At 72.9% G+C, this 23,516-nt stretch carries 27 protein-coding genes and 3 pseudogenes; 13 read left to right on the top strand and 17 right to left on the bottom strand.

From position 1 onward, the window contains the following. Positions 1 to 161: 161 nt before the first annotated feature. Positions 162 to 1,346 (top strand): winged helix DNA-binding domain-containing protein, encoded by a 1,185-nt coding sequence (locus KME75_RS16680; protein WP_219415743.1) that lies wholly within the window; start codon positions 162 to 164, stop codon positions 1,344 to 1,346. On the opposite strand, the gene KME75_RS16675 is transcribed toward KME75_RS16680, so the two are convergent. Then, positions 1,347 to 1,679 (bottom strand): antibiotic biosynthesis monooxygenase family protein, encoded by a 333-nt coding sequence (locus KME75_RS16675; protein WP_219415742.1) that lies wholly within the window; start codon positions 1,677 to 1,679, stop codon positions 1,347 to 1,349. It lies immediately after the preceding gene. A gap of 89 nt (positions 1,680 to 1,768) precedes the next feature. Here KME75_RS16675 and KME75_RS16670 point away from each other — a divergent pair, with 89 nt between their 5' ends. The 3 genes from KME75_RS16670 to KME75_RS16660 all read left to right on the top strand — a co-directional run bounded on the left by KME75_RS16670 (position 1,769) and on the right by KME75_RS16660 (position 4,475). Further along, positions 1,769 to 2,170 (top strand): ArsR/SmtB family transcription factor, encoded by a 402-nt coding sequence (locus KME75_RS16670; protein ID WP_219415741.1) that lies wholly within the window; start codon positions 1,769 to 1,771, stop codon positions 2,168 to 2,170. After that, positions 2,167 to 2,577, top strand: coding sequence for a Fur family transcriptional regulator (locus KME75_RS16665; protein WP_308282835.1), 411 nt, complete (start codon positions 2,167 to 2,169; stop codon positions 2,575 to 2,577). Before KME75_RS16670 ends, KME75_RS16665 begins: the two co-directional genes overlap by 4 nt. Positions 2,578 to 3,224: 647 nt before the next feature. After that, entirely contained in the window at positions 3,225 to 4,475 is a 1,251-nt protein-coding gene (locus KME75_RS16660; protein ID WP_219415740.1) for an FAD-dependent oxidoreductase, read from the top strand. Here KME75_RS16660 and KME75_RS16655 read toward each other — a convergent pair. After that, positions 4,472 to 4,891 (bottom strand): DUF7712 family protein, encoded by a 420-nt coding sequence (locus tag KME75_RS16655; RefSeq protein WP_219415739.1) that lies wholly within the window; start codon positions 4,889 to 4,891, stop codon positions 4,472 to 4,474. The genes KME75_RS16660 and KME75_RS16655 overlap by 4 nt on opposite strands. A 41-nt stretch (positions 4,892 to 4,932) precedes the next feature. Between KME75_RS16655 and KME75_RS16650 the strand changes: the two genes are divergently transcribed. Further along, positions 4,933 to 5,460 carry a DUF3291 domain-containing protein gene (locus tag KME75_RS16650; RefSeq protein WP_219415738.1) on the top strand — a complete coding sequence of 176 codons (528 nt, stop codon included), beginning with the start codon at positions 4,933 to 4,935 and terminating at the stop codon, positions 5,458 to 5,460. Here the strand turns inward: KME75_RS16650 and KME75_RS16645 are convergent. From KME75_RS16645 to KME75_RS16635, 3 genes are read right to left on the bottom strand one after another with little or no spacing between them, the layout of a single operon-like run. Beyond that, positions 5,382 to 6,116 carry an Rv2686c family ABC transporter permease subunit gene (locus KME75_RS16645; protein ID WP_219415737.1) on the bottom strand — a complete coding sequence of 245 codons (735 nt, stop codon included), beginning with the start codon at positions 6,114 to 6,116 and terminating at the stop codon, positions 5,382 to 5,384. The genes KME75_RS16650 and KME75_RS16645 overlap by 79 nt on opposite strands. Then, positions 6,113 to 6,778 carry a fluoroquinolone export ABC transporter permease subunit gene (locus KME75_RS16640; RefSeq protein WP_443690181.1) on the bottom strand — a complete coding sequence of 222 codons (666 nt, stop codon included), beginning with the start codon at positions 6,776 to 6,778 and terminating at the stop codon, positions 6,113 to 6,115. Before KME75_RS16640 ends, KME75_RS16645 begins: the two co-directional genes overlap by 4 nt. After that, positions 6,667 to 7,677 (bottom strand): ABC transporter ATP-binding protein, encoded by a 1,011-nt coding sequence (locus KME75_RS16635; RefSeq protein WP_219415735.1) that lies wholly within the window; start codon positions 7,675 to 7,677, stop codon positions 6,667 to 6,669. The genes KME75_RS16640 and KME75_RS16635 overlap by 112 nt, the downstream gene beginning before the upstream one ends. Before the next feature lie 218 nt (positions 7,678 to 7,895). Between KME75_RS16635 and KME75_RS16630 the strand changes: the two genes are divergently transcribed. Together KME75_RS16630 and KME75_RS16625 are read left to right on the top strand one after the other, a co-directional pair. Then, positions 7,896 to 8,369 carry a GbsR/MarR family transcriptional regulator gene (locus tag KME75_RS16630; RefSeq protein ID WP_308282834.1) on the top strand — a complete coding sequence of 158 codons (474 nt, stop codon included), beginning with the start codon at positions 7,896 to 7,898 and terminating at the stop codon, positions 8,367 to 8,369. 56 nt (positions 8,370 to 8,425) lie between these two features. Further along, a complete protein-coding gene (locus KME75_RS16625) occupies positions 8,426 to 8,614 on the top strand; it encodes a DUF1918 domain-containing protein (protein WP_219415734.1) in 189 nt (62 codons plus the stop codon). Positions 8,615 to 8,620: 6 nt separating this feature from the next. On the opposite strand, the gene KME75_RS16620 is transcribed toward KME75_RS16625, so the two are convergent. Then, entirely contained in the window at positions 8,621 to 9,022 is a 402-nt protein-coding gene (locus tag KME75_RS16620; protein ID WP_219415733.1) for a hypothetical protein, read from the bottom strand. Then, positions 9,019 to 9,804, bottom strand: coding sequence for an isoprenyl transferase (locus tag KME75_RS16615; RefSeq protein ID WP_308282833.1), 786 nt, complete (start codon positions 9,802 to 9,804; stop codon positions 9,019 to 9,021). The genes KME75_RS16620 and KME75_RS16615 overlap by 4 nt, the downstream gene beginning before the upstream one ends. A 96-nt stretch (positions 9,805 to 9,900) precedes the next feature. Between KME75_RS16615 and KME75_RS16610 the strand changes: the two genes are divergently transcribed. From KME75_RS16610 to KME75_RS16590, 5 genes are read left to right on the top strand one after another with little or no spacing between them, the layout of a single operon-like run. Further along, positions 9,901 to 10,575, top strand: coding sequence for a DedA family protein (locus KME75_RS16610; protein WP_219415731.1), 675 nt, complete (start codon positions 9,901 to 9,903; stop codon positions 10,573 to 10,575). Positions 10,576 to 10,584: 9 nt separating this feature from the next. Next, the gene (locus KME75_RS47595; RefSeq protein WP_504739514.1) at positions 10,585 to 12,297 is read left to right on the top strand and encodes a helix-turn-helix transcriptional regulator; all 1,713 of its coding nucleotides are present in this window, start codon (positions 10,585 to 10,587) and stop codon (positions 12,295 to 12,297) included. Continuing rightward, a complete protein-coding gene (locus tag KME75_RS47590) occupies positions 12,231 to 12,404 on the top strand; it encodes a LuxR C-terminal-related transcriptional regulator (RefSeq protein ID WP_504739513.1) in 174 nt (57 codons plus the stop codon). The genes KME75_RS47595 and KME75_RS47590 overlap by 67 nt, the downstream gene beginning before the upstream one ends. Positions 12,405 to 12,445: 41 nt before the next feature. Beyond that, the gene (locus KME75_RS16595) at positions 12,446 to 12,679 is read left to right on the top strand and encodes a FitA-like ribbon-helix-helix domain-containing protein (RefSeq protein ID WP_219415730.1); all 234 of its coding nucleotides are present in this window, start codon (positions 12,446 to 12,448) and stop codon (positions 12,677 to 12,679) included. Then, positions 12,676 to 13,092: a type II toxin-antitoxin system VapC family toxin gene (locus KME75_RS16590; protein WP_219415729.1), complete on the top strand. Its 417-nt coding sequence runs from the start codon at positions 12,676 to 12,678 to the stop codon at positions 13,090 to 13,092. The genes KME75_RS16595 and KME75_RS16590 overlap by 4 nt, the downstream gene beginning before the upstream one ends. Here the strand turns inward: KME75_RS16590 and recO are convergent. From recO to ybeY, 6 genes are all read right to left on the bottom strand, one after another. Further along, positions 13,022 to 13,825, bottom strand: a complete 804-nt coding sequence (gene recO, locus KME75_RS16585) for a DNA repair protein RecO (protein ID WP_219415728.1) — start codon at positions 13,823 to 13,825, stop codon at positions 13,022 to 13,024. The genes KME75_RS16590 and recO overlap by 71 nt on opposite strands. A gap of 103 nt (positions 13,826 to 13,928) precedes the next feature. Beyond that, complete coding sequence (gene era / locus KME75_RS16580; protein WP_219415727.1) at positions 13,929 to 14,846, bottom strand: GTPase Era; 918 nt, start codon at positions 14,844 to 14,846, stop codon at positions 13,929 to 13,931. After that, positions 14,843 to 16,072: an L-2-hydroxyglutarate dehydrogenase gene (lhgD, locus tag KME75_RS16575; RefSeq protein ID WP_219415726.1), complete on the bottom strand. Its 1,230-nt coding sequence runs from the start codon at positions 16,070 to 16,072 to the stop codon at positions 14,843 to 14,845. Before lhgD ends, era begins: the two co-directional genes overlap by 4 nt. Further along, complete coding sequence (locus KME75_RS16570) at positions 16,069 to 16,428, bottom strand: cytidine deaminase-like protein (RefSeq protein WP_219415725.1); 360 nt, start codon at positions 16,426 to 16,428, stop codon at positions 16,069 to 16,071. Before KME75_RS16570 ends, lhgD begins: the two co-directional genes overlap by 4 nt. Beyond that, positions 16,412 to 17,797: a hemolysin family protein gene (locus KME75_RS16565; RefSeq protein WP_219415724.1), complete on the bottom strand. Its 1,386-nt coding sequence runs from the start codon at positions 17,795 to 17,797 to the stop codon at positions 16,412 to 16,414. The genes KME75_RS16570 and KME75_RS16565 overlap by 17 nt, the downstream gene beginning before the upstream one ends. Then, the gene (gene ybeY, locus KME75_RS16560) at positions 17,794 to 18,342 is read right to left on the bottom strand and encodes an rRNA maturation RNase YbeY (protein WP_219415723.1); all 549 of its coding nucleotides are present in this window, start codon (positions 18,340 to 18,342) and stop codon (positions 17,794 to 17,796) included. Before ybeY ends, KME75_RS16565 begins: the two co-directional genes overlap by 4 nt. Positions 18,343 to 18,414: 72 nt before the next feature. Between ybeY and KME75_RS16555 the strand changes: the two genes are divergently transcribed. Beyond that, positions 18,415 to 19,653, top strand: a complete 1,239-nt coding sequence (locus KME75_RS16555) for a D-arabinono-1,4-lactone oxidase (RefSeq protein ID WP_219415722.1) — start codon at positions 18,415 to 18,417, stop codon at positions 19,651 to 19,653. A gap of 79 nt (positions 19,654 to 19,732) precedes the next feature. On the opposite strand, the gene KME75_RS16550 is transcribed toward KME75_RS16555, so the two are convergent. From KME75_RS16550 to KME75_RS45935, 4 genes and pseudogenes are all read right to left on the bottom strand, one after another. Beyond that, positions 19,733 to 21,319 (bottom strand): alpha/beta hydrolase, encoded by a 1,587-nt coding sequence (locus KME75_RS16550; protein ID WP_308282832.1) that lies wholly within the window; start codon positions 21,317 to 21,319, stop codon positions 19,733 to 19,735. Positions 21,320 to 21,392: 73 nt separating this feature from the next. Continuing rightward, a pseudogene (locus KME75_RS43230) lies at positions 21,393 to 21,749 on the bottom strand (PhoH family protein); the annotation flags it as partial. A gap of 282 nt (positions 21,750 to 22,031) precedes the next feature. Continuing rightward, positions 22,032 to 22,478 (bottom strand): annotated as a pseudogene (locus KME75_RS45940) (LAGLIDADG family homing endonuclease); the annotation flags it as partial. A gap of 351 nt (positions 22,479 to 22,829) precedes the next feature. After that, positions 22,830 to 23,498, bottom strand: a pseudogene (locus KME75_RS45935) (PhoH family protein); the annotation flags it as partial. Positions 23,499 to 23,516: the final 18 nt, after the last annotated feature.

Below are 23,516 nucleotides of genomic sequence, written 5' to 3'. Positions count from 1 at the left end.
GACTCGCGGACCCGCGAGTCGCCCGTTTCGGACAGGCGAGTCGCCCGTTTCGGACACGCGAGTCGCCCGTTTCAGACAGGCAAGTCGCCCACTTCGGACACGCGAGTCGCCCCGACCGCTCGGCGCGCCGCCTTGTCGGTGGCCTCTGGCAGCCTCACCGCATGCCCACCCGCCGTCGCATCCACGCCGCCGAACGCCGGGCCCGTCTCGCCGTCCGCCACCGCCTCACCCCGGCCGGGCGCACCGACGACGTCGTCGCCATCACCGATGACCTCGTCGCGCTGCACTCCACCGACCCGGTGAGCGTGTACCTCTCGGCAGCGGCCCGGATGGGCACGCCGTCGCTCGCCGCCGTCGAGGAGGCGCTCTACGGCACGCGGTCGCTGGTGCGCCACCACGCGATGCGCCGCACGCTGTGGGTGTTCGGGCACGAGGCGGCCCGGATGGCGCATCACTCGGCCACGGTCGGACTACTGAAGGTGCAGCGCCGGATGCTGCTCGAGGCCGTGGCGGGCAGCGAGGTCCGCGACGATCCCGCGGCCTGGGTGGCCGCCGCGTCGGCCGAGATCCTCGCGACGCTTGCCGAGGCGGGTCCGCTCAGCGCCCGCGAGCTCGGACAGCGCGTGCCCCACCTCGCGGTGCCGCTGACGCTCGGCACCGGGCGCAACGCCGCCGTCCAGGCCGCCCACAGCCGGGTGCTGCTCGTGCTCGGCTTCGAGGGGCGGGTCCTGCGGGCCCGGCCCACCGGCACGTGGATCAACGGCCAGTACCGGTGGGCCGCCACCGACACCTGGCTGCCGGACGGCTTCCCCGCGATGGAGCAGCGCGCGGCGGCGGCGGGGCTCACGGAGCGCTGGCTGCGCGCGTTCGGCCCGGCCACGCGCACCGACCTGCAGTGGTGGATGGGCTGGACGGTCGCGGTCACCACCCGCGCGCTCGCCGATGTCGGCGCGGTCGAGGTCGACCTCGACGACGCCACCGGCTACGTGCTCCCCGACGACGTCGACCCGGGCTCGCCCGCCGAGCCGTCCGTGGCGCTGCTACCCGGGCTCGACCCGTCGACGATGGGGTGGAAGCAGCGCGACTGGTACCTCGACCCCGCGCACGTGCCCACCCTGTTCGACCGCAACGGCAACGGCGGGCCCACGGTGTGGGTCGACGGCCGGATCGTCGGGGGCTGGGTGCAGCGCCGCGACGGCACGATCGCCGTCCGGCTGCTCGAGGACATCGGCGCCGAGCAGGGCGCCGATGTCGACCGGCTCGCCCACGAGTTGGAGAAGCTGCTGGGCGACGTCCGGTTCTCCGTGCGCTTCCCCGCGCCGCTGCAGACCGATCTGCGCGGCTGATCAGCTCTCGGCGAGCAGGCTCGGGCGGTCGGCGGCGGTGCCGCCCTCCGCCGCCACGAGGGTCTCGAAGGTCGCGGGCTCGTCGGCGAGCGCCTCCGACAGCAGCGGCACCACGTGCTCGCGCACCGGGAACGGCGACAGCGCCCGCCGGTAGGCGTCCACCGAGACGAACCGGACCACCAACACCCAGCGGTCCGGTTCGTCGACCGCGCGGCCCAGCTCACCGCCGACGCAGCCGTCCGCGGCGGTGAGCAGTTCGAGCGCGCGGCGGGCGCGGGGCAGGAGGTCGGGGGCGGCCGCGAACCGGCAGACGAGCAGCACGGACTCCAGCATTCCACCGCACGCCTACGATGGGGACGCGGCCGCCAGGAGTGCAGGACCACCGGGGGGCGCGGCCGCCGCTCCCGGGGATGGGGACGCCGATGTCGATCGTCGCGGGAACGGGAGCGGCGAGCGCGGACGATGCCGCGTTCGAGGACACCGTCGACCCGGGGGACCACACGGCGGTGCACGGCAGCGCCGCCCCGGCGCCCGTCCGTACGCCGCGCACCCTCGCCGCGGCCGGCGATCTGCTGCGCGCGCTGGCCGCGCCCGTGCGGATCGCCATCGTCCTGCAGCTGCTGGAGTCCGACCGGTGTGTGCACGACCTGGTCGACGCGCTCGACGTCACCCAGCCGTTGATCAGCCAGCACCTGCGGGTGCTCAAGTCGGCGGGCGTCGTGCACGGGGAACGGCGAGGCCGCGAGGTGGTGTACTCGCTCGTCGACGACCACCTCGCCCATATCGTGGTCGACGCCGTCGCACACGTGGAGGAGGGTCGGTGACCAGCACGGGTTCGCGGGCGTTGCGCGCCACCCGCCAGCGCGCGGCGGTGTCGGCACTGCTCGACCGGCTCGACGACTTCCGCTCCGCACAGGAGATCCACGAGGAGCTGCGGCGCACCGGCGAGGGCATCGGCCTCACCACCGTCTACCGCACCCTGCAGACGCTCGCCGACGGCGGCGAGGTCGACGTCCTGCGCACCGGCACCGGCGAGGCCGTCTACCGGCGCTGCACCACGGTGGAACACCACCACCACCTCGTGTGCCGCCGTTGCGGACGCACGGTGGAGATCGAGGGCCCCGCCGTCGAGAGCTGGGCGCAGCGGGTGGCCGAGGCGCACGGGTTCTCCGAGCTCAGCCACACGGCGGAGATCTTCGGGCTGTGCCGGGAGTGCAGCTCCGCCCGCTGACCGCTGCCCACGGGCGCATCGGTGCGCCGGGGACGATCAGGTGGCAGGGGGCGGGGGCCGACCTACCGCGATCACGGGCTGAGGGCCGCCGACCGGTCGGCGCCCACGACCTTCCGCCCGTGATCGCCGGCCCTACGGATCGCCGCCCGGCGCGATCACGGCCAGACGGCGGCCGGCGCGCAGCCACCCACGACCCTCCGGCCGTGATCACCGCGCTGGTCCCGGGCCGACCCCCTTCGCCCCACCGATCGCACCCGCCGATCACGCCCACCCTCGTCGTGGCCGCCGACAGCCCTCCGCGATCACGGGCAGAAGGCGGCCGCCTCACCGGGCCACCCACGACCCTCCGGCCGTGATCACCGCCTCCGGGCGCGCAGAACACATGCCCGCTCCCACCCGGCCGCATACCGAGCCACCGCGATCACGGCGAGAAGGTCGCTCACCGGCGGCCGACCACGACCCTCCGCCCGTGATCACCGGCACGGGGCGGGCCCGAGGTGGAGCCGCGCCGCCGCGCGGCTTGCGCGAGATCCGACGCAGATTCGCCCGCTGCGTCTCCGGCATCACCCCGTCGCGGCCCTCGACACCCCGCGGTGCCAGGAGTACCGTCCTCCTTATTCAACAACTGATGAAAGAGGGTGGTGGAGATGACCGAGCGCACGACCTGCGCCGTCATCGGTGGCGGCCCAGCGGGGATGGTTCTCGGGCTGTTGCTCGCCCGGGCGGGCGTCGAGGTGACCGTCCTGGAGAAGCACGGCGACTTCCTGCGCGACTTCCGCGGGGACACCGTTCACCCCTCCACGCTCCAACTACTCGACGAGCTCGGCCTCGGCGGCCGGTTCGCCGAGCTCCCCCACAGCAAGCTGCACGAGATCGCCTTCCCGCTCGAGAACGAGCGCAGCGTCGTCGTCGGCGACCTGCGCCGGCTGAAGGTGGCGCACCCGTACGTCGCGATGGTGCCGCAGTGGGACCTCCTCACCCTGCTCGCCGACGCCGCTGCGGAGGAGCCGACGTTCACCCTGCGGATGCACGCGGAGGCGACCGAGCTGATCCGCGAGGCCGGGCGGGTGCAGGGGGTGCGCTACCGCACCGAGGACGGCGCGTCCCACGAGCTGCGCGCCGACCTGACGGTGGCGTGCGACGGACGCTGGTCGATCGCGCGCCGGCAGGCCGACCTCCGGCCCAAGGAGCTGCCGGTGCCGATCGACGCCTGGTGGTTCCGGCTGCCCCGGAGGCCCGGTGGCCAGCCGGCCGCGCTGACCCCCGTCGCGGGCAACCGACGCGTCGTGATCGTCATCCCCCGCGAGGACTTCCTCCAGCTCGCCTACCTCGCCGCGAAGGGCAGCGACTCGCGGCTGCGCGAGCGGGGCGTGGAGAGCTTCCGCCGGGACGTCGCCGAGGCCGTCCCGTGGCTCGCCGACCGGGTCGACGAGCTGGCGTCGATGGACGACGTCAAGCACCTCGACATCCGGCTGAACCGGCTGGATCGCTGGCACGTCGACGGCCTGCTGTGCATCGGCGACGCGGCCCACGCGATGTCGCCGATCGGTGGGGTCGGCATCAACCTCGCCGTGCAGGACGCCGTCGCCACGGCCACCCTCCTCGCCGAGCCGCTCCGCCGGGGCACCGTGACGCCTGCCGCGCTGGCGAAGGTCCGCACCCGCAGGCTCCTGCCGACGATCGCCGTGCAGACGCTGCAGCGGATCCTGCACCGCGGGCTCGTCCACCCGATCCTCGAGGGTCGGCGGGAGGGCCCGCCGAAGCCCCTGATGGCGCTCTTGAGGCGGGTTCCCGCGGTGTCGGCCGTGCCCGCGTACCTGATCGGCGTCGGCCTCCGCCCCGAGCACGCGCCGCGGTTCGCACGACGCGCCCCGACGCCGCGCACAGGTCGGCGCTAGCGCTGCACCGGCTGCCCCGCGGGCGCCCAGTCCGCGGGGCGACCGGTGTGGTTGGAGAACTCGACCGACCAACGCCACCAGGTGCGGTCCTCGGCATGCGCCCAGTGCGTGAGCACGCCGACCTCGCCACCGGGCAGCAGCACGGGGAGCCCGTAGAGCTCGTCGGTCGGCCAGATCTCCGAGCGACGGAACGTGCCGCCCTCGTGGGCGAGGAGCGTCATCGGCGAGTACTCCCCCGTCCGGTCGACGTCGCCGCGGGCCACCACCCCGCCGTCGTCGGTGCGGATCTCCACCGATGCGTGGGCGGGCGCGGCGTGGACCAGCACCCGGTCGAAGCCGCCCGCCGTCAGGCAGCGGGCGAACTCGAGGCCGTTCATCGCTCCGTCGCGGGAACGGATGTCCCAGATCCAGTTCATGGCTCCCGGTTACCCGGGCCGGCCGAATTACCCTGGCGACGGTGCACCACCTCGCCCAGGTCAACGTCGCCCGGCTCCGGGCGCCCCTGGAGGCGCCGGCGATGCGGGGGTTCGCCGCGGCGGTCGCGCCGATCGACCGGCTCGCCGCCACCAGCCCCGGGTTCGTGTGGCGGCTCGGGTCGGGCGACGGCCACGGCGTCACCGTGCAGCCCGACGCCGGCGGCCCGGTGTTCCTCAACCTCTCGGTCTGGCAGGGCTACGACGCCCTGCACGCGTTCACCTACCGCACAGCGCACGCCGGGGTCCTCAAGCGGCGGAGCAGCTGGTTCGCCCCCACCCCGCAGCCCTCCACAGCGCTGTGGTGGCTGCCGGCAGGTGAGCGACCCTCTGTCGAGGAGGCGCTGCGCCGGCTGCGGTACCTGCGCGAGCACGGCCCCTCACCGCAGGCCTTCTCGCTCCGGCGGCGTTTCACCGCGGACGGCGCGCCCGTTCAGCGCAGCCGCCGCGTGACCACGCGCAGGAGCACCAGCACGAGCGCGGCGTTGTACACGAGCCCGCCGAGGACATAGGGCCAGAAGGTGCCGCCGTCCATCGCCGACCAGAACGCGCGCGCCGGCCAGTACGGCGGCAGGATCCCGAACGCGAGCTGCCACGGGGAGTCGAGCAGGAAGAACGGGATCAGCGGGAGCGTGAACACGGCCAGGCCGAGCACCCGCATCACGGCGAGGCCCTCGATCTTGTTCCGGGCCGGGGCCGCCATGACCAGGCCGAGCACCGGCGCGAGCAGCCCGGCGACGACGGCGACCGGAACGCTCATGGCGAGCGTCCGACCGGGCACCAGCCCGGTCAGCGCGAGCGAGGCGATCACCGATCCTGTGGTCAGCACGATCGTCACCGCGGCGCGGTAGGTCGGGTACGCCGCAGGCGGCGCCGGCGTGACCCGCAGGGCGGTGAGCGTGTGCTGGTCCTTGTCGTCGAGGAGCTGGAGGGCCAGCATCGCGCCGAGCAGCAGCGGCGGGCCCACCACACAGAACGCGCTGACGATCAGCGAGTGGTACGGAGTGAGGTCGAACGCCCAGCGCTGCGCCACGAACTCGGTGAGCGACGGGACGAACCACAGGGCCACCGCGTACAGGAACGGGCCGAGCAGCACGACGACGAGCATCGTGTCGCGACGGACGGTGCGCAGGTCGTTGCGGCCGAACGCGGCCAGGGTGCTGATCACTGTCCGCCCTCCTTGGCGACGACGTGGCGGTGGAACACCCGCCGCGCCAGCAGGCACAGCAGGCCGATCCACAGGACCGGGTAGCCGATCGCGTAGGCGAGCTGCCAGCCGGTGAGCGAGACCTGGTGGAAGGCGGCGCCCAGCAACAGGATCGAGCCCTCGGTCGGCACCAGCAGGAACAGCGGGTGCGGGTGGAGCCCCGAGTAGTCCAGCAGTGGTGCGTTCGCGACGAGGAGCACGAGCGCGGACGGCAGCAGCCATTCGCTGATCGACGGGAACAACGGCGCGGTGATGAACCCCGCCAGCACCATGAGCAGCGCCATGGACACCACGCCGGCCAGCAGCGGGAGCACGGCGAAGCCGGTGCCATAGTCGACGAGCACGACGACCGCGCAGGTGGCCACGGCGAGCGCCGCCATCGTCACCAGCTTGGACGTGAGGTAGTGGCGGAACCGCAGCGGCGTGGTGAGCAGGGCGAACAGGGTGCGCTCGCCCTTCTCGAAGAACACCGCGCCGGCGATGAAGAACAGGAAGAACTCCAGGTCGGCCATCAGCAGGGGCATGACCGTCCCGAGCAGGGTGTCGGGCACCAGCTGGAGCACGCCGACCCAGAGCAGGATGACGAAGGCCGTGGCGTAGAGGAAGCCGTAGCGGCGTTGCAGCCGGAAGTCCATGCGGATCGCCGCGGTGAGCACGCCGCTCCTGCCAGCGACCTCCCCGTCACGTCGATGAACACGTCCTCGAGGCTCGCTTCCTGGCTGTGCAGCGCCTCGATGTGGTGCTCACGAGCGAGCGCCCGGAACGTCTCGTCGTCGCCGAGCCCGTCGAGCGGGAAGTCCTTGGTTTCCAGGCTGCCGCCGGACCGGTAGGTGACGGTCACGGCCCGCCTGCTGCGACTGATCTTGTGCTCGGTGGGCGTGTCGAGCGCGGCGATCCGGCCGTCGACGACGAACGCGACGCGGTCGCAGAGCTCGTCGGCGGTGCCCATGTCGTGGGTCGTGAGGAACACGGTGCAGCCCCGGGCCCGCAGCTCGCGGATGATCTCCTTGACCCGGAGGGCGTTCACCGGGTCCATCCCCGAGGTGGGCTCGTCGAGGAACAGCAGCTCCGGGTGGTGCAGCAGCGCGCGGGCGAACACCAGCCGCATCTGCATGCCCTTGGAGAACTTCGCCACGCGGGTGTGCGCGGCCGCGGCGAGGTCGATGCTCTCCAGCAGCCGCAGCGGGTCCTCCGTCGGCCCGGCGTAGAGGGAGGCGAAGAACTCGAGGTTCTCCAGCGCGGTGAGCTTGTGGTACAGGTTCGGCAGCTCGAAGGACACGCCGATGCGCTGGTAGTAGGCGCTCCCCCAGTCCGCGGGGTCCTTGCCCCACACCGCCACGCGGCCGCCGTGGCCGGTGAGCAGCCCGATGAGGATCTTCTGGGTGGTGGACTTGCCGGCGCCACTCGGGCCGAGGAAGCCGAAGACCTCGCCCTCGGCCACGGTGAATCCCATCCCCTTGACCGCGGGCTCCGCGGTCTTCGGATAGGTGAAGGTCAGGTCGTCGACCTCGATGACGGTCATGCGGGTCCTTCCTGGACGCAGCGCGGACAACGGCGCCGACCAGGCTTCCCGGCTCACCACGGTCCGAGGACCGACGAGCGAGACGCTAGCAGATTTCAGAAATCTCTGAAGTAGCTCGGGTACGCTGGGCTCCCGAAAGGTCAGCAAGGTGGCTTTACTGCCACTGGACGGCAGCATGGCCACCTTGCTGCGATGCGGGAGCGGCACCGAGGAGGGGTGTGAGGGAGCACGGGCCGGTGGACGAGGTGGCCGAGCGGTTGGCACTCGCCCTCACCGAAGCCGGGATGCAGCGGATGGTCGCGCGCGTACTGGCCGCGTTCCTGTTCAGCGAACAGGAGTCGGTGACCGCGGGCGAGCTGGGCGACCAGCTCGGAGCCAGCGCCGGGTCGATCTCGGCGGCGATCACGGTGCTGCGCACCGTCGCGATGATCGAGGCGACCCCCGTCCCGGGGAGCAGGCGGGCGCACTACCGGCTGCGCGCCGACGCCTGGGCGACGCTGATGACCAAGCAGAACGCGATGTTCACGCTGCTGGACGACATCGGCGAGGCCGGCCTCGCGGTCACCGACCCCGACGGGCCCGCCGCGGTGCGGCTGCGGCAGATGCGCAGCTTCTACGCCTACCTGCAGGCCGAGCTGCCCGCGCTCATCGAGCGGTGGCAGCGGGAACAGGACGCAGGGCGCTCGTCGTGACGGCGCGAACGGGGTACCCCTGGGGCATCCGTAGCTGCGAGAGGGGTGACACGCCCATGGAGGCGAGCCGAGGAGACCACATCGTCGTCGAGGGGACGGTCGTCGACCACCCGCGCCGTGAGGGCGAGGTGCTCGAGGTGATCGGCGACGGCGACACGACGCGCTACCGCGTGCGCTGGCAGGACGGCCACGAGTCGGTCTTCCAGCCGGGCCCCGGCACCCACGTGGTGCCGCCCGCCGGCTGAGCCCGATCAGCTCTCCGTCAGCTCCGCCCGGAGGCTGGATGCGCTGCTCACCACGAGCATCAGGAGGGTGCCCATCGCCTTCTCCTCCAGTCCGCTGGCGGGGAAGGCGTAGCGCAGCGTCACGTCCCAGCCGCGTTCCCCGCGGATCACGCGCGGGGTGCCGAACAGCCCTTCGCCCGCGCCGAGGGCGACGCGGGTGGGCACGTCGGACTCCGCGGGCAGGTCCCAGGCCACCACGCACGTGAGGTTGAGGACGGGCAGCCCCTCCTCCAGCTCCACGCCCTGCAGTGCGCAGACGACGCCACCGTGGGCGAACGTGAGCGAACCGTCCTCGTCGGCGGTGACGTCGTGGAAGCGCTCCAGCGCTGTGCGTGCGACGCCGAGCATCTCGGCGATGGCGGTGCTCATGAGGCGGTCTCCGGGGCGTCGAGGGCGCCGCCGAACCGGCGGTCGCGGCGGGCGTAGATCTCGACGGCCTGCCACAGGTGGCGGCGGTCGAAGTCGGGGAAGAGGGTGTCGAGGAAGACCATCTCGGCGTAGGCCGACTGCCACAGCAGGAAGTTGGACGTGCGCTGCTCGCCGGAGGACCGCACGAACAGGTCGACGTCGGGCATGTCGGGCTCGTCGAGGTACCGCGCGATCGTCCGCTCGTCGATCTTGTCGGGCTTGATCCGGCCGTCGGCGACGAGCCGCGCGACCTGCTTCACCGCGTCGGTGATCTCGGCGCGGCCGCCGTAGTTGACGCACATCGTGAGGTTGAGGACGTCGTTGTGCTTCGTCTTCTCCTCGGCGATCTCCAGTTCCTTGATCACCGAGCGCCACAGCCGCGGCCGCCGCCCGGCCCACCGCACGCGGACGCCCATGGCGTCCATCTCGTCGACCCGGCGGCGGATGACGTCGCGGTTGAAGCCCATGAGGAAGCGCACCTCGTCGGGGCTGCGCTTCCAGTTCTCGGTGGAGAACGCGTACGCCGAGAGCCACTTGACGCCGATGTCGATCGCGCCGCGCGCGACGTCCATCAGCGACGCCTCGCCGCGACGGTGGCCCTCGATCCGCGGCAGGCCGCGCGCGTTGGCCCACCGGCCGTTGCCGTCCATCACGAGCGCGACGTGGTGCGGCACGAGCTCGGGCGGGATCGCGGGCGGCCGCGCACCCGACGGGTGCGGCGGCGGGGGCGAGAACCGAGACACGAAACGCACCCTACGGGCGGGGGTGCGGGAAACCTCAGGGTGGCTCCGGCGATCGCCCCAGTCCGCGGGACGCCGCGCGTTCCTAGCGTCGAGGACATGATCGATACGAACAGTGGGATCGTCGGGTGGGTCGTGGACCTGATGGAGGCCCTGGTCGCCCCGGGCATCGGGCTCGCCATCGCACTGGAGAACCTCTTCCCGCCCCTGCCCAGCGAGGTGTTCCTGCCACTTGCCGGGTTCGCGGCCGCACGCGGCGAGCTGAGCGTGGTGGCGGCGATCGCCTGGACGACGCTCGGGTCGCTGGTCGGCGCGCTGGTGCTGTACGGGATCGGCGCAGCGCTGGGCCGCGATCGGCTGCGCGCGCTCGTCGACCGGATGCCGCTGGTGCAGCTGCGCGACGTCGACCGCGCCGAGGCCTGGTTCGCCCGCCACGGCGCGAAGGCCGTGTTCCTCGGGCGGATGGTGCCGATCGTGCGGAGCCTCATCTCGGTGCCGGCCGGCGTCGAACGAATGCGGCCTGTGCTCTTCGCCGCCCTCACCGCGGCCGGCAGCCTGATCTGGAACACCGCCTTCGTCCTCGCCGGGTACCTGCTCGGGGAGAACTGGCACGTCGTCGAGCAGTACGCCGGAATCGCGTCGAAGGCGGTGCTCGTCGTGCTGGTGCTGGCCGTGCTCGGCTTCGTCGGGCAGCGGCTCGCGCGCCGGGGACGGCCGCAGGCCGAACCCCCCACGGAGCGGCTGCCCGTCGTCCGCCCACAGCGCCACCGGTAGCGTCGCGCCGTGCGGACTCGGGTGCTGCGGTCGGCCGCCGGGCTGGTGCTCGGCGCGGTCACCGCCGCCGTGCACGCGGTGCTGGACGTGCCGGCGGTCGTGGCGCTCGCCGTGCCCGCGGCCCGGCCCGCGCCGTACGGCGCGGGGCTGCTGCTGACGCGCTGGGAGCGCAGCCGGGTGGTGGGACTGCTGGACGGCACGGCCGAGGAGGGAGAACCGTCCGGTCCGCGGGCGGTGCGCTACCTGGCCGCCCGCATCCCGGTCGGGCTGCTGGGCGGGGCCGTGCTCGGCCTGCTCGGGCTCGGGCTGCTTTTCGCGGTCACGCTCCTGTGGTCGTGGGTCACCGGCACCCCGTGGCTGATGGAGCAGCCCCCGTCGGTGGTGGTCGGCTGGCAGCTCATCGCCTACTACACGGTCCCCGGCGCGGTCCTGCTCTACCTCGCGCTGGCCGGCGCGGTGGGCGTCGCCCGCTGGGAGCGTTCGCTCGTGCACTGGCTGCTGGCACCGTCGCGGGAGGAGCGGCTGGCCCACCGCGTCGAGGAGCTGTCCGAGTCCCGCGACGCGATCGTCGCCGCGGTCGACGACGAACGCCGCCGGATCGAGCGCGACCTGCACGACGGCGTGCAGCAGCGGCTCGTCGCACTGGGGATGCTGCTCGGCAGGGCCCGCCGGCACCCGGAGCGCGCCGCGGAGTTCGTCGCGCAGGCGCACGAGGAGGCCCAGCGCACGCTGGGCGAGCTGCGCGACGTCTCGTGGCGCGTCTACCCCGCCGCGCTGGAGACCGGCGGGCTGGCCGCGGCACTCGAGTCCGTCGCGGAACGCGCGCCGCTGCCCGTCCGCATCCGCTGCGACCTGCCCGCCGAGCCGCCCGCCCCGGTCCGGGCGGCGGCGTGGTTCGTCTCCGGGGGATGGAAGCCGGCGGAGCTTGCGGAGCCGGCGGGGCGGGTAAGCACTGTGCGAGGCGGTGACGAACGCAGCCAAGCACTCGGGCGCGCTGGGCGTCGAGGTCGACATCGATGTGATCGACGGGACGCTGCGAGCCACCGTCCGCGACGACGGCCACGGCGGCGCCGATCCCGCGGGCGGCGGCCTGTCCGGGCTCGTCCGGCGCGTCGCCGCCGCCGACGGCACGTTCTCGGTCACCAGCCCACCCGGCGGCCCGACGGTCGTGGAGGCGGAGCTGCCGTGCGTGTGACGATCGCCGAGGACTCCGCGCTGCTGCGGGAGGGCCTCGTCCGGCTGCTCGTCGACGAGGGGCACGAGGTGGTGGCCGCCGTCGGCGACGCCCGCGCGCTCCTCGGCGCCGTCGAGCGGGACGCGCCCGACGTCGTGGTGGCCGACGTGCGGATGCCCCCGGCCACAGCGACGAGGGCATCGTCGCCGCGCTGGCGATCCGGCGCCGCTGGCCGCAGGTGGGGGTGCTCGTGCTGTCGCAGTACGTGGAGCGCCGGCACGCCGCCCAGCTCATCGGTGACGACGGCGGCCGCGTCGGCTACCTGCTCAAGGACCGGGTGGCACAGGTCGGGGAGTTCCTCGACGCGCTGGAGCGGGTGGGCGCGGGCGGCGCTGCGTTCGACTCGGAGGTGGTGCGGCAGCTGCTCGCCCGCGGCACCCACGCCGACCCGCTCGCCCGGCTCACCCCGCGGGAGCGCGACGTGCTCGACGCGATGGCCGAGGGCCTCACCAACGCCGGCACGGGCGAGCGGCTGCGGATGTCGGTGAGCGCGGTGGAGAAGCACCTGGCGTCGATCTTCGGAAAGCTGGGCATCGCGGAGGCGGCGGGGTACAGCAGGCGGGTGCTGGCGATCCAGCGCTACCTGGGTTCGTGAAACGCCCACGGGCTGATCCGGAGTGCAGCTAGAATGCATGCATGCCCGCGATCACCATCCGGAACGTTCCCGAGCATGTGCGCGACGAGCTGGCTGCTCGTGCTGCGCGCAGCGGCCGGTCGTTGCAGGAGTACCTGCTCGCCGAGTTGGAGGCGAAGGCGGCCTACCCCGAACCTGAAGACTGGATCGCCCAGGTACGAGCCCAGGCCCGTGCCCACGGAGGCGACCTGACGATCGATGAGCTCCTTGCCGACAAGGACGCCGATCGCCGGTGAGCCGCAGCCATGGCGCGGTTGTCATCGATTCGGCAGCCGTGGTCGCGATACTCGCTGATCGGCAGGGTACCGGCGAGTGGGTCGCCGAGACGATCAGTGGCTGTCGGCTCCTGGCTCCTCGGCTGATGCCGTACGAGGCGGGCAACAGCCTGCGGCGCCGAGAGCTGGCAGGCAAGCTCAGTGCCAGCGCTGCCGATCGTGCCCATGCGGCGCTCAGCTCGTTGCAGGTCGAGTTGTGGCCCTCCAGCCGGACTGCTTCCCGGGCCTGGGAACTGCGGGGCGCCGTCACCTATTACGACGCGAGCTACGTCGCCCTCGCCGAGATGCTCGACGCGCCGCTCGTCACCCTCGACCGTCGGCTGGCGCGGGCGCCCAGTCCGCGGTGCGCGTTCCTGACCCCGCCGGAGGCGTGACCGACCGCCGCTCCACCAGCGGCAACGACCGCAGTTGCCGCTCCAGGTGCCACTGCAGGTGCGCGGCAACCAGCCCGCTGGTGTCGCGGCGGGTGGCCGCCGCGGCCGCGTCGGCGGTGTCCCAGTCCCCGTGCAGCAGCGCGTCGAGCAGCGTGAACGTCTCCCGCGAGGGCATGACCGATCCCGGCGGACGGCAGCGCGGGCACACCGCTCCCCCGGCCGCGATGTTGAACGCCGGGTGCGGGCCCGGCTCGGCGCAGCGGGCGCACTCGCTGATCGCCGGCGCCCAACCCGCGTGCGTCATCGCACGGAGCAGGAACGCGTCGAGCACGAGCGACGGGTCGCGCTCCCCGTCGGCGAGCGCCCGGATCGCGCCCACCAGCAGCAGGTACACCCGCAGCGACGGCTCACCCTCCTCGGCGACGAGCCGGTCGGCCGTCTCGAGGATCGCGCAGCCCGACGTGTAGCGGCCGTAGTCGCCGACGATCCCGGCGCCGAACGCGTCGACGGTCTGGGCCTGGGTGATGACGTCGAGCGAACGGCCGGTGTAGCACTGGACGTCCACGTGGTTGAACGGCTCCAGCCGGGCGCCCCACCGCGACCGCGTGCGGCGCACCCCCTTGGCCACCGCGCGCACCTTGCCGCGGCGGCGGGTGAGCAGCGTGACGATCCGGTCGGCCTCGCCGAGCTTCTGCACCCGCAGCACCACGCCGATGTCGCGGTAGAGGGTCACCACGACAGCCTACTTCCGGCCGACCCGGCGACCGTGCACATCGTCCGGTGCCCGTGCACATGGCCCGACCTGTGCACGGTCGGGGCACGGTGTGCACCGTGGGTCAGAACCCCAGCTTCCGCAGCTGCTTCGGGTCGCGCTGCCAGTCCTTCGCGATCTTCACGTGCAGGTCGAGGAACACCTTCGTGCCCAGCAGCGCCTCGATCTGCCGGCGCGAGTCGCTGCCCACCTGGCGCAGCCGCTCCCCGCCCTTGCCGATCACGATGCCCTTCTGGCTCGAGCGCTCCACGTAGATGAGCGCGTGCACGTCGAGCATGTCGTCGCGGCCTTCGCGCGGCACCATCTCCTCGATCACCACGGCGATCGAGTGCGGCAGCTCGTCGCGCACGCCCTCCAGCGCGGCCTCCCGGATCAGCTCCGCGACGAGCGTCTCCTCCGGCTCGTCGGTGAGCTCGCCGTCCGGGTAGAGCGGCGGGCCCTCCGGGAGCCGGGCGACGAGCAGGTCGGCGAGCAGGTCGACCTGGAACCCGTTCACGGCCGAGCAGGGCACCACTTCGGCGAAGTCCATCAGCCCGGTGAGCTGGGTGAGCCGCTCGGCGATCTGCTCGGGCTGCGCCTTGTCGGTCTTGGTGACGATCCCGACCACCGGGGTGCGGCCCGCGACCGACCGCAGCTCGTTGACGATGAACTCGTCGCCGCGGCCCACCGGCTGGTCGGCCGGGACGCAGAAGCCGATGACGTCGACCTCGGCCCAGGTCTCCCGGACGACGTCGTTGAGCCGGCTGCCCAGCAGCGTGCGCGGCTTGTGCAGGCCGGGGGTGTCGACCACGACGAGCTGCGCGTCGGGCCGGTGCAGGATGCCGCGGATCGCGTGCCGGGTGGTCTGCGGCCTGCTCGACGTGATCGCGATCTTCGACCCGATCAGTGCGTTGGTCAGCGTCGACTTGCCGGCGTTCGGCCTGCCGACGAAGCACGCGAACCCGGAGCGGAAGCCCTCCGGAACGGAGGCGAAGCTGCTCACGCCGCGGTCAGCGGGGCGAGCTTCTCGCCGGTCAGCCGCTCCAGGATCTCCCGGCCGATCGGCAGGGCGGCGGTGGCCGCGGGCGACGGGGCGTTGAGCACGTGCAGCACCGAACCGGGCCCGCTGCCCTGGTCGACGAACAGGAAGTCGTCCACCAGCGTGCCGTCCGCCTTCACGGCCTGCGCGCGCACGCCCGCGCCGGCCGGGTGGAGGTCCTCGGCGCGAACGTCGGGCAGCATCCGCTGGATCTGCTTGACCATCGCCTTCCTCGACAGCGACCGGTGCATCTCGCCGAAGCCGTACTTCCAGTGCTGCTTCGCGACCTTGAGCATGCCCGGGTAGGTGATCGTCTCGAGGAACTCCTTGGGCTTGACCGTGCCCCAGGAGTAGCCCTCACGGGCGAGCGCGAGCACCGCGTTCGGGCCGGCGTGCACGTGCCCGTCGATGCCGCGGGTGGCGTGCACCCCGAGGAACGGGAACGCCGGGTCGGGCACCGGGTAGATGAGGCCCTTCACCAGGCCGGCCGCCCGGTCGCTGAACCCGGAGTACTCGCCGCGGAACGGGATGATCCGCACGCCCGGGTCGGCGCCCGCGGCCTCCGCGACCTCGTCGCAGCGCAGCCCGGCGCAGACGACGACCTGCTTGCCCAGCAGGTCACCGGTCTCGGTGCGCACCACGACGTCGTTCGTGCGGCGCACGATCCGCGACACCGCGCGGCCCAGGTGGATCTCGCCGCCCTCCTTGGCGACCAGCTCGCCGATCTTCTCCGCGATCGCGCGGTAGTCGGTGATGCCGGTGGACGGCACGTACAGCGCCGCGATGCCGCGCACGTGCGGCTCGTACTCGCGCATCCCGTCCTGGTCGAGCTGGCGGTTCTCGACGCCGTTGGCATCGCCGCGACGCTTGAGCTCCGCCATCCGCGGCAGCTCCTCGGGCTCGGTGGCCACGACGAGCTTGCCGGTGACCTCGTGCGGCAGGTCGTGCTCCCGGCAGAACGCCACCGTCTCGGCGCAGCCGGCCACCGCCAGGCGCGCCTTGTAACCGCCTGGCGCGTAGTAGAGCCCGGAGTGGATGACGTTGGAGTTGTTGCCGGTCTGGTGGCGGGCGAGCTGCGGCTCGCGCTCGACCACGGCGACGGACCGGCCGGTGCGCGCCACGGCGTGTGCCGTGGCGAGGCCGACGATGCCGCCGCCGACCACGACGACGTCGAACGAGGGGGTGCTCATGAGGCGGTCTCCGAGGTGTGGATCTGAACGACGGCGCCCGAGGCGTCGGCGCGAAGGACGGGGGCGGCGGGGGCGAGGTCGTAGACCGCGTTGAGCGAGCCCGCGTCGATCATCCCGGCGTCGGTGACGACGGCGGCGGCCTCGAGCCCGGGCGCCCCGCTGGACACGGCGGCGGCCACGGCGGCCTGCAACGCCGTGAGCTGCAGCGACGGCAGCGCGACGGACGCGGCCGCGTAGGTGCGGCCGTCGGTGTCGCGAACGGCGGCCCCCTCGTCCGCGCCGGTGCGGGCGCGGGCCGAGCGGGCCAACGTCACGATCTTGGCGTCTTCCGGATCCAGGTCACCCGGGTCGGACATCGCTCTCCTCCCGACGGTCGGCGCGCTCGGCGCGCTCCCCGTCCTGTTCCCCGTCCGCGCTTTCGGCGGCGGGCTCGATGGGGTCCACCAGCACCGAGGTGATGCGGACCCGGCCGCGGGCGTCCTTGCCGCCCTCGGCGAGCAGGCGCAGCCCGGCGACCTCGGCCCGGGCGCCCGGCAGCGGCACCCGGCCGAGCTGCTGGGCGAGCAGCCCGCCCACGGTGTCGACGTCGGCGGCCTCCAGCACCTCGGCGAGCGCGGCCTCGGTACCGTCGACCCCGGGGAACAGCTCGGCGAGGTCCTCCACCGGCAGCCGCGCCGCGACCCGCAGCCTACGTCCGTCCAGCTCCTGGACCGCCGGCACCTCCTCGGAGTCGTACTCGTCGGTGATCTCCCCGACGATCTCCTCGAGGATGTCCTCGATCGTCACCACACCCGCGGTGCCGCCGTACTCGTCCACGACGATCGCCATGTGGTTGCGGGTGCGCTGCATCTCCTTGAGCAGCTCGTCGATGCGCTTGCTGTCGGGCACGAACACGGCCGGGCGCATCACCGACGGCACCGCGGGCAGGGTGCCGTCCACGGCCTCCGCCTGGGCACGCACGATGTCCTTGAGGTACGCGACGCCCACGATGTCGTCGATGCTCTCGCCGAGCACGGGGATTCGCGAGTAGCCGCTCTTCAGCGCGAGCCGCAGCACCTTGTCGACGGGGGTGTCGCTCTCGGTCCAGACCACGTCCGGGCGCGGCACCATCACCTCGCGCACGAGCGTGTCGCCCAGCTCGAACACCGAGTGGATCATCTGCCGCTCGACCTCGTCGACGACGCCGCTGGTGCTCGCCATGTCGACGAGCTCGCGCAGCTCCACCTCGGACGAGAACGGACCCTGCCGGAAGCCGTGCCCCGGCGTGATCGCGTTGCCGACCACGATGAGCAGCTTCGTGAGCGGGCCCAGCAGCGTGGCCAGCGCCCGGACCGGCGCCGCGACGAGCATGCCCACCCGGTACGGGTGCTGGCGGCCGAGAGTGCGCGGGCCGACGCCGATGAGCACGTAGCTCACGACGAGCATGATCGCTCCCGCACCGAGCGCGCCCGCCCACATCGGCTCGATGATCTGCACCAGCGCGATGGTGAGCAGCACCGTGGCGGCGGTCTCGGCCGCCAGCCGCAGCAGCAGGAGCAGGTTGACGTGCCGCGGCCGGTCGGCCACGACGGCGGCCAGTGCCCGCGACCCCGGGCGGCCCGCCCGCACCAACGCCTCCACCCGGGCCCGCGAGACCGTCAGCAGTGCGGCGTCGGCCGCCGCGAAGAGTCCCGCGAGCGGGACCAGCAGTACCGCGATGACGATCAGCGGGAGGGTGCCGTTCATCGGGACGGGGTGTCGTCCTCGAGCCCGACGGTCCCGAGCACGGCCGAGTCGCTGCGCCGCTGCGCCTCCCGGGCCGCGGCCTGTTCCCGAGCGGCGCGCCAGTCGGCGAGGAGCTTGTTCTGCAGCCCGAACATCTCCCGCTCCTGTTCGGGCTCCGCGTGGTCGTACCCGAGCAGGTGCAGCACGCCGTGGACGGTGAGCAGGTGCAGCTCGTCGGCGAGCGGGTGCCCCGCGGTGCGGGCCTGCGCCTTCGCGAACTCGGGGCACAGCACGATGTCGCCGAGCAGCGCGGGGCCCAGCTCGGGGGCGTCCGGCCGCCGGGACTCCTCGGCGAGCTCGTCCATGGGGAAGGACATGACGTCGGTGGGGCCGGGCTCGTCCATCCACCGCTCGTGGAGTTCGCTCATCACGTCGGTGGTGACGGCGAGAATGCTCAGCTCGGCGGCCGGGTTGACGTGCATCGCGTTCAGGGCGTAGCGCGCGACCGAGGCGATCAGCGTCTCGTCGACGCCGACACCGGACTCGTTGGAGACCTCGATGGTCACCCGTTACCTCTGCTCTACGGGGAGGATGGGACGCGTCCAGGGTAGTCGGTGGCCGTCGGTAGGTTCTCCCGCATGGTCACCACGAACTGGGCGGGCAACATCGTGTTCGGAGCCCGGGCACTGCACCGGCCCCGTTCGGTCGAACAGTTGCAGGAACTGGTGGCGCGCAGCAACCACGTGCGCGCGCTGGGCACGGGCCACTCGTTCAGCCGGATCGCCGACACCACCGGCGACCAGGTGGTGCTCGCCGACCTCCCGTCCTCGGTCCGCATCGACGCCGACGCGCGCACCGTCACCGTCTCGGCGGGGATGCGCTACGGCGAGGTCACCGGGCGGCTGCACGAGGCCGGGTTCGCCCTGCCCAACCTCGGCTCGCTGCCCCACATCTCGATCGCGGGCGCGTGCTCCACGGGCACCCACGGCTCCGGCGACGGCAACCGCGCGCTGGCCTCGGCCGTCTCGGCGATCGAGCTCGTCGGCGCCGACGGCGGACTGCGCACCCTCCGCCGCGGCGACGCCGACTTCCCCGGCGCGGTCGTCGCCCTCGGCGCGCTCGGCATCGTCACGTCGCTGACGCTGGACGTGGTGCCCACCTTCGAGGTGCGCCAGCGCGTGCTGGAGGGCCTGCCCGACCTCGACGCCGTCGACGAGGTGCTCGCCTCGGGCTACAGCGTCAGCCTGTTCACCTACTGGCGAGGCGAGGGCTTCGAGCAGGTGTGGCTCAAGCAGCGCGCCGACGAGGAGCCGCCGGCAGCGGGCTGGCTCGGCACCACGGAGGCGAGCGATCCGGTGCACATGGTGCGCGGGATGGACCCGGTGCACTGCACGCAGCAGGGCGGCGAGCCCGGGCCGTGGCACCAGCGGCTGCCGCACTTCCGGTTGGAGTTCACCCCGAGCAGCGGCGACGAGCTGCAGTCGGAGTACCTCGTGCCACGCACCGCCGTCTCCGACGCGCTGCGCGCCCTCGACCGGATCCGCGAGCAGATCGCGCCCGTCCTGCAGTGCGCGGAGGTCCGCTCCGTCGCCGCCGACGACCTGTGGCTCTCCCCCGCGTACGACCGCCACAGCGTGGCGCTGCACTTCACGTGGCTCCCCGATACCGACGCCGTGCTCCCCGTCGTGACGGCGGTGGAGGCCGCACTCGAGCCGTTCGCGCCGCGGCCGCACTGGGGCAAGGTGTTCACGACCGACCCCGCCGCGGTGCGCCCGCTCTACGACCGGCTGCCCGACTTCGAGCGGCTGATGGGCGAGTACGACCCCTCGGGCAAGTTCCGCAACGAGATGCTCGACCGCTACTTCCCGCGCCCCTGAGCCCATGCACCCCGTATCCGCCGATGCCCCCCATCGACGGGGCGCACGGGCCGACACGGGGCGCATGGTGCGCCGAGGGCTACGGGGCCGGGGCCGGCTGCGGCTCGCGGGGGCAGGTGGTGTCCGACGCCGGGAGCGTCAGGTCCACCAGGTAGCGCACGGCGATCTGGTCGGCGCAGGTGTTCGTGCCCTGCAGGGCGACGGTGTGGCCGTCGTTCTCCACGGTCAGCAGCAGGGCGTCGAGCTGCTCGGCCAGGGCCACGCCGTCCTCGTACGGGGTGGCGGGGTCGCCGGTCGACGAGACGACGAGCACCGTGGGCAGCTCGGGTGCTTCTACCGGGCCGGGCTCGCTCGTGGGCGGCACCGGCCAGAACGAGCACAGCTCCAGCGCCGGGGACGGCCCGGTGCCCGGGTCGTAGAACGGGGCGATCTCGAGGGAGCGCCTGCTGATCTCGAGCGCGAGGTCGCGGTCCATCAGCCCTTCGGTGTCGGCGCAGTTGATCACCTGGAAGGCCTCGAGGAGGTTGCTGTAGGTGCCGTCGGGCGCGCGCTCGTAGTAGGCGTCCGACAGCGCGAGCAGGATGCTGCCGTCGCCCTGGGCGAGCCCCACGAGGCCCTCCTGAAGGACCGGCCACAGCGCCTCGGAGTACAGCGCCGTGATGACCCCGAGCATGGCGTCGTTGTAGCCGAGCTCCCGGGTCTCCTGGGCCGGGATCGGCGTGGTGATGAGTGGGCGGACCAGCTCCTGCAGCTGCGCCGACGCCGCCGCCGGGTCGGTGCCGAGCGGGCACTCGGCCTGGCCTGCGCACCACGCGGCGAAGTTCTCGAACGCCCGCTGGAACCCGCGGGCCTGGGTGAGGCGGGACTCGACCGGGTCCTGTGCCGGGTCGACCGCGCCGTCGAGCACCATCGCGCGCACGGCCTCCGGGAACTGGTCGGCGAACTCGGCCCCGATCTGCGTGCCGTAGGAGTAGCCGACGTAGGTCAGCTGCTCGTCACCGACCACCTGGTGGGCGATCCGCAGGTCGCGCGCCACATCGCGGGTGCCGACGTTGGCGAGCACGTCGAGCCCCACCCGTTCGACGCAGCGCTGCGCGAACTCGCGGTACTCGGCCTCGGTCTGCGCGACGCCCTCCGGCGAAGGGTCGATGTCGAGGTCGGCGCGCTCGGCGTCGATCTCCGCGGCGTTCGAGCAGTCGATCGTCGGCTCGCTGAACCCGACACCGCGCGGGTCGAAGCCGATGAGATCGAACTTCTGGGCGAGCTCACCCTCACCGATCAGGCTCGCCAGCACGGGCAGGAAGCTCACGCCGGAACCGCCCGGCCCGCCGGGGTCGGTGAACACCGACCCGATCCGCGCCTCCGGGTCGAGCGCCTTCTGCCGCAGCATCGCGATCCGGGCCACCTCGCCGCCGGGATCCGAGTAGTCCAGCGGCACCTCGAGGAAGGTACAGTCGAACCGCGGGTCGGCCAGCGCCTGCGCCTCCTGCTCGCTGCGCGCGAAGTCGTCGCACGGGCCCCACTGCAGCTCCTGGTCGAGGAACCGCTCGAGGCCCGGGCCGAAGTCGGCGGGCGGCTCCGCCGCGGCCGCGGGCTGCGCGACGAGGGACACAGCGAGCAGGCCCGCGAGCGCGCCCAGGATCACGGTGCGGTGTGGAGGCTTCACGACAGGTGATCCTGGCCGTGATCACCCGATCGGGCAACCACCTGCACCCGAACGCCGGGTGCAGGTGGCCCGGTCAGCGCCTGCGGGAGCGCCGGTCCTGCTGCGGGCCGGTGCGCGGCGCGGCGGCCCGCAGGTTCGGCCGCTCGTTCCCGGCGTCCCAGCGGGCGTAGGCGTCGACGATGTCGGCCACCAGCCGGTGCCGGACGACGTCGGTGCTCGACAGTTGTGCGAAGTGCACGTCGTCGACGTCGCCGAGGATGTCGCGGACCACGGTGAGCCCGGAGCGGGTGCCGCCGGGCAGATCGACCTGCGTGATGTCGCCGGTCACCACGATCTTCGAGCCGAACCCGAGCCGGGTGAGGAACATCTTCATCTGCTCGGGCGTGGTGTTCTGCGCCTCGTCGAGGATGATGAAGGCGTCATTGAGCGTGTTGTGCGTCAGCAGGTGGTCCTCGGTGACATACAGCGAGTCCGCCGCCGCCACCTGGATGCACACCGCCTCCGCCCGGCCGGCGGGCTCGATGCGGTCGATGAAGCGCATCGGGCGCCCCCCGCCCCCTGCGGCCAGGTACTTCTCACGCTTGCGGGTGAGCTGGAACGGCTCGACACCCCCCGGCAGGCGCAGGTCGATCACGTACGCGTCGCGGCGGTAAGCGACATCACGCCCGTTCGCCCGCCCCGGCGTCCGGCCCTCGGCCGGGCGGCATCGCACGTACGCGATCCCGCCGAGCGACCGCACCAGCTCGACCACTCCGTCCCGCAGGCGAGGCGAGGTTGTCGTGTACTGGATGCGGCAGGTGCGGTCGGACTGGGTGACCGGCCCGCCGTCGGTGTCGAGGAGCCCCTGGAGTACCGCCAGGCGGACCGCGGGGGTGTTGTGGAGGTAGACCTCGGGCACGAACTTCGTGTGCGAGCGGGTGCCGAGCAGGCCGAGCGCTCGCAGCGCACCCGTCACCGGGTTCTCCAGCGTGATGACCTCGCCGGCGGCGCGCACCCGGTTCAGGACGTAGTCGTGGCGGTCCTTGTGCCGGACCGCGATGCCCGGCAGCGCGGCACCGAGTGCGACCGCGAGCTCCGGATCGCCCGTGGCGAAGCTGGGCGTGGTGGCACCGGTCAGGCAACCGTCGCCCAGCAGCAGGCCGAGCGCGTACGGGTCCATCGGTACAGCGCGCTCGGGGTGCTGCACCGGCGCGCTGAGCAGCGGCAGCTCGTAGCGGCGGGCGTGTGCGGCGCGCAGGTTGCCGATCATCTCCCGCGTCTCGAGCACCCGCCATGGCTTGTCACGGCGCCGGTCCGACGCCGTACGCACCGTCCAGAGGTGCTCGCCGCAGCACAGCGTCGACGCCCCGTCCTGGGCCGTGACGCGGTAGATGTCCTTCTCGCCCTGGGGGTACACGCCGAGCACCGGTGTCGGCTCGCCGTTCGACCCGACCACCAGGTCGCCGACCTCGAGCTCGCCGATGGGGCGGAGGCCGTCCGGCGTGAGGACCTTCGTGGTGACCGGTTGCGCCCGGCCACGCATGTACGCCAGCGGCGCCACCTCGATGGTGCCGGCGGCGATCAGCTTCGGGATCGACTCGGGGTCGATCATGTCGTGCAGCGCGTCGTACAGCGGCCGCAGGTACGGGTCGATCTTCTCGTAGAGCGTGCCGGGCAGGTAGCCCAGCCGCTCCCCCGCCTCGACCGCCGGCCTCGTCAGGATGATGCGGTTGACCATCTTGGCCTGCAGCGCCTGCACGGCCTTCGCCATCGCGAGGTAGGTCTTGCCGGTTCCCGCAGGCCCGATGCCGAAGACGATCGTGTGCGCGTCGATCGCGTCGACGTAGCGCTTCTGGTTGAGCGTCTTGGGCCGGATGGTCTTGCCGCGCCGCGACAGGATGTCGAGGCTCAGCACCTCGGCGGGCGACTCGCCGATCCGCGCACGCTCGTCGGCCTCGCCGTCGCCGAGCATCTCGACGGTGCGGCGCACGGCGTCGGTGGACACCTGCTGCCCGCGCTCGGCCAGCATGATCAGTTCGGTGAAGACGCGCTCAGCGAACGCCACGTCGGCCGGGGTGCCGGAGAGGGTGAGCTCGTTGCCGCGGACGTGGACGTCGGCGGCGAGCATCTCCTCGGCGACGCGCAGGCTCTCGTCGCGCGAGCCGAGCAGCGCGAGCAGAGCAGCGTCGGGAACGGCCATGCGGGACTGGACGGAGCC

It is taken from the genome of Pseudonocardia nigra (genome assembly GCF_019396355.1).
GTDB classification, from domain to species: Bacteria; Actinomycetota; Actinomycetes; order Mycobacteriales; family Pseudonocardiaceae; genus Pseudonocardia; species Pseudonocardia nigra.
The sequence above is the reverse complement of the archived record's forward strand: the minus strand, read 5'-3'. Positions and strand labels throughout refer to the sequence as shown.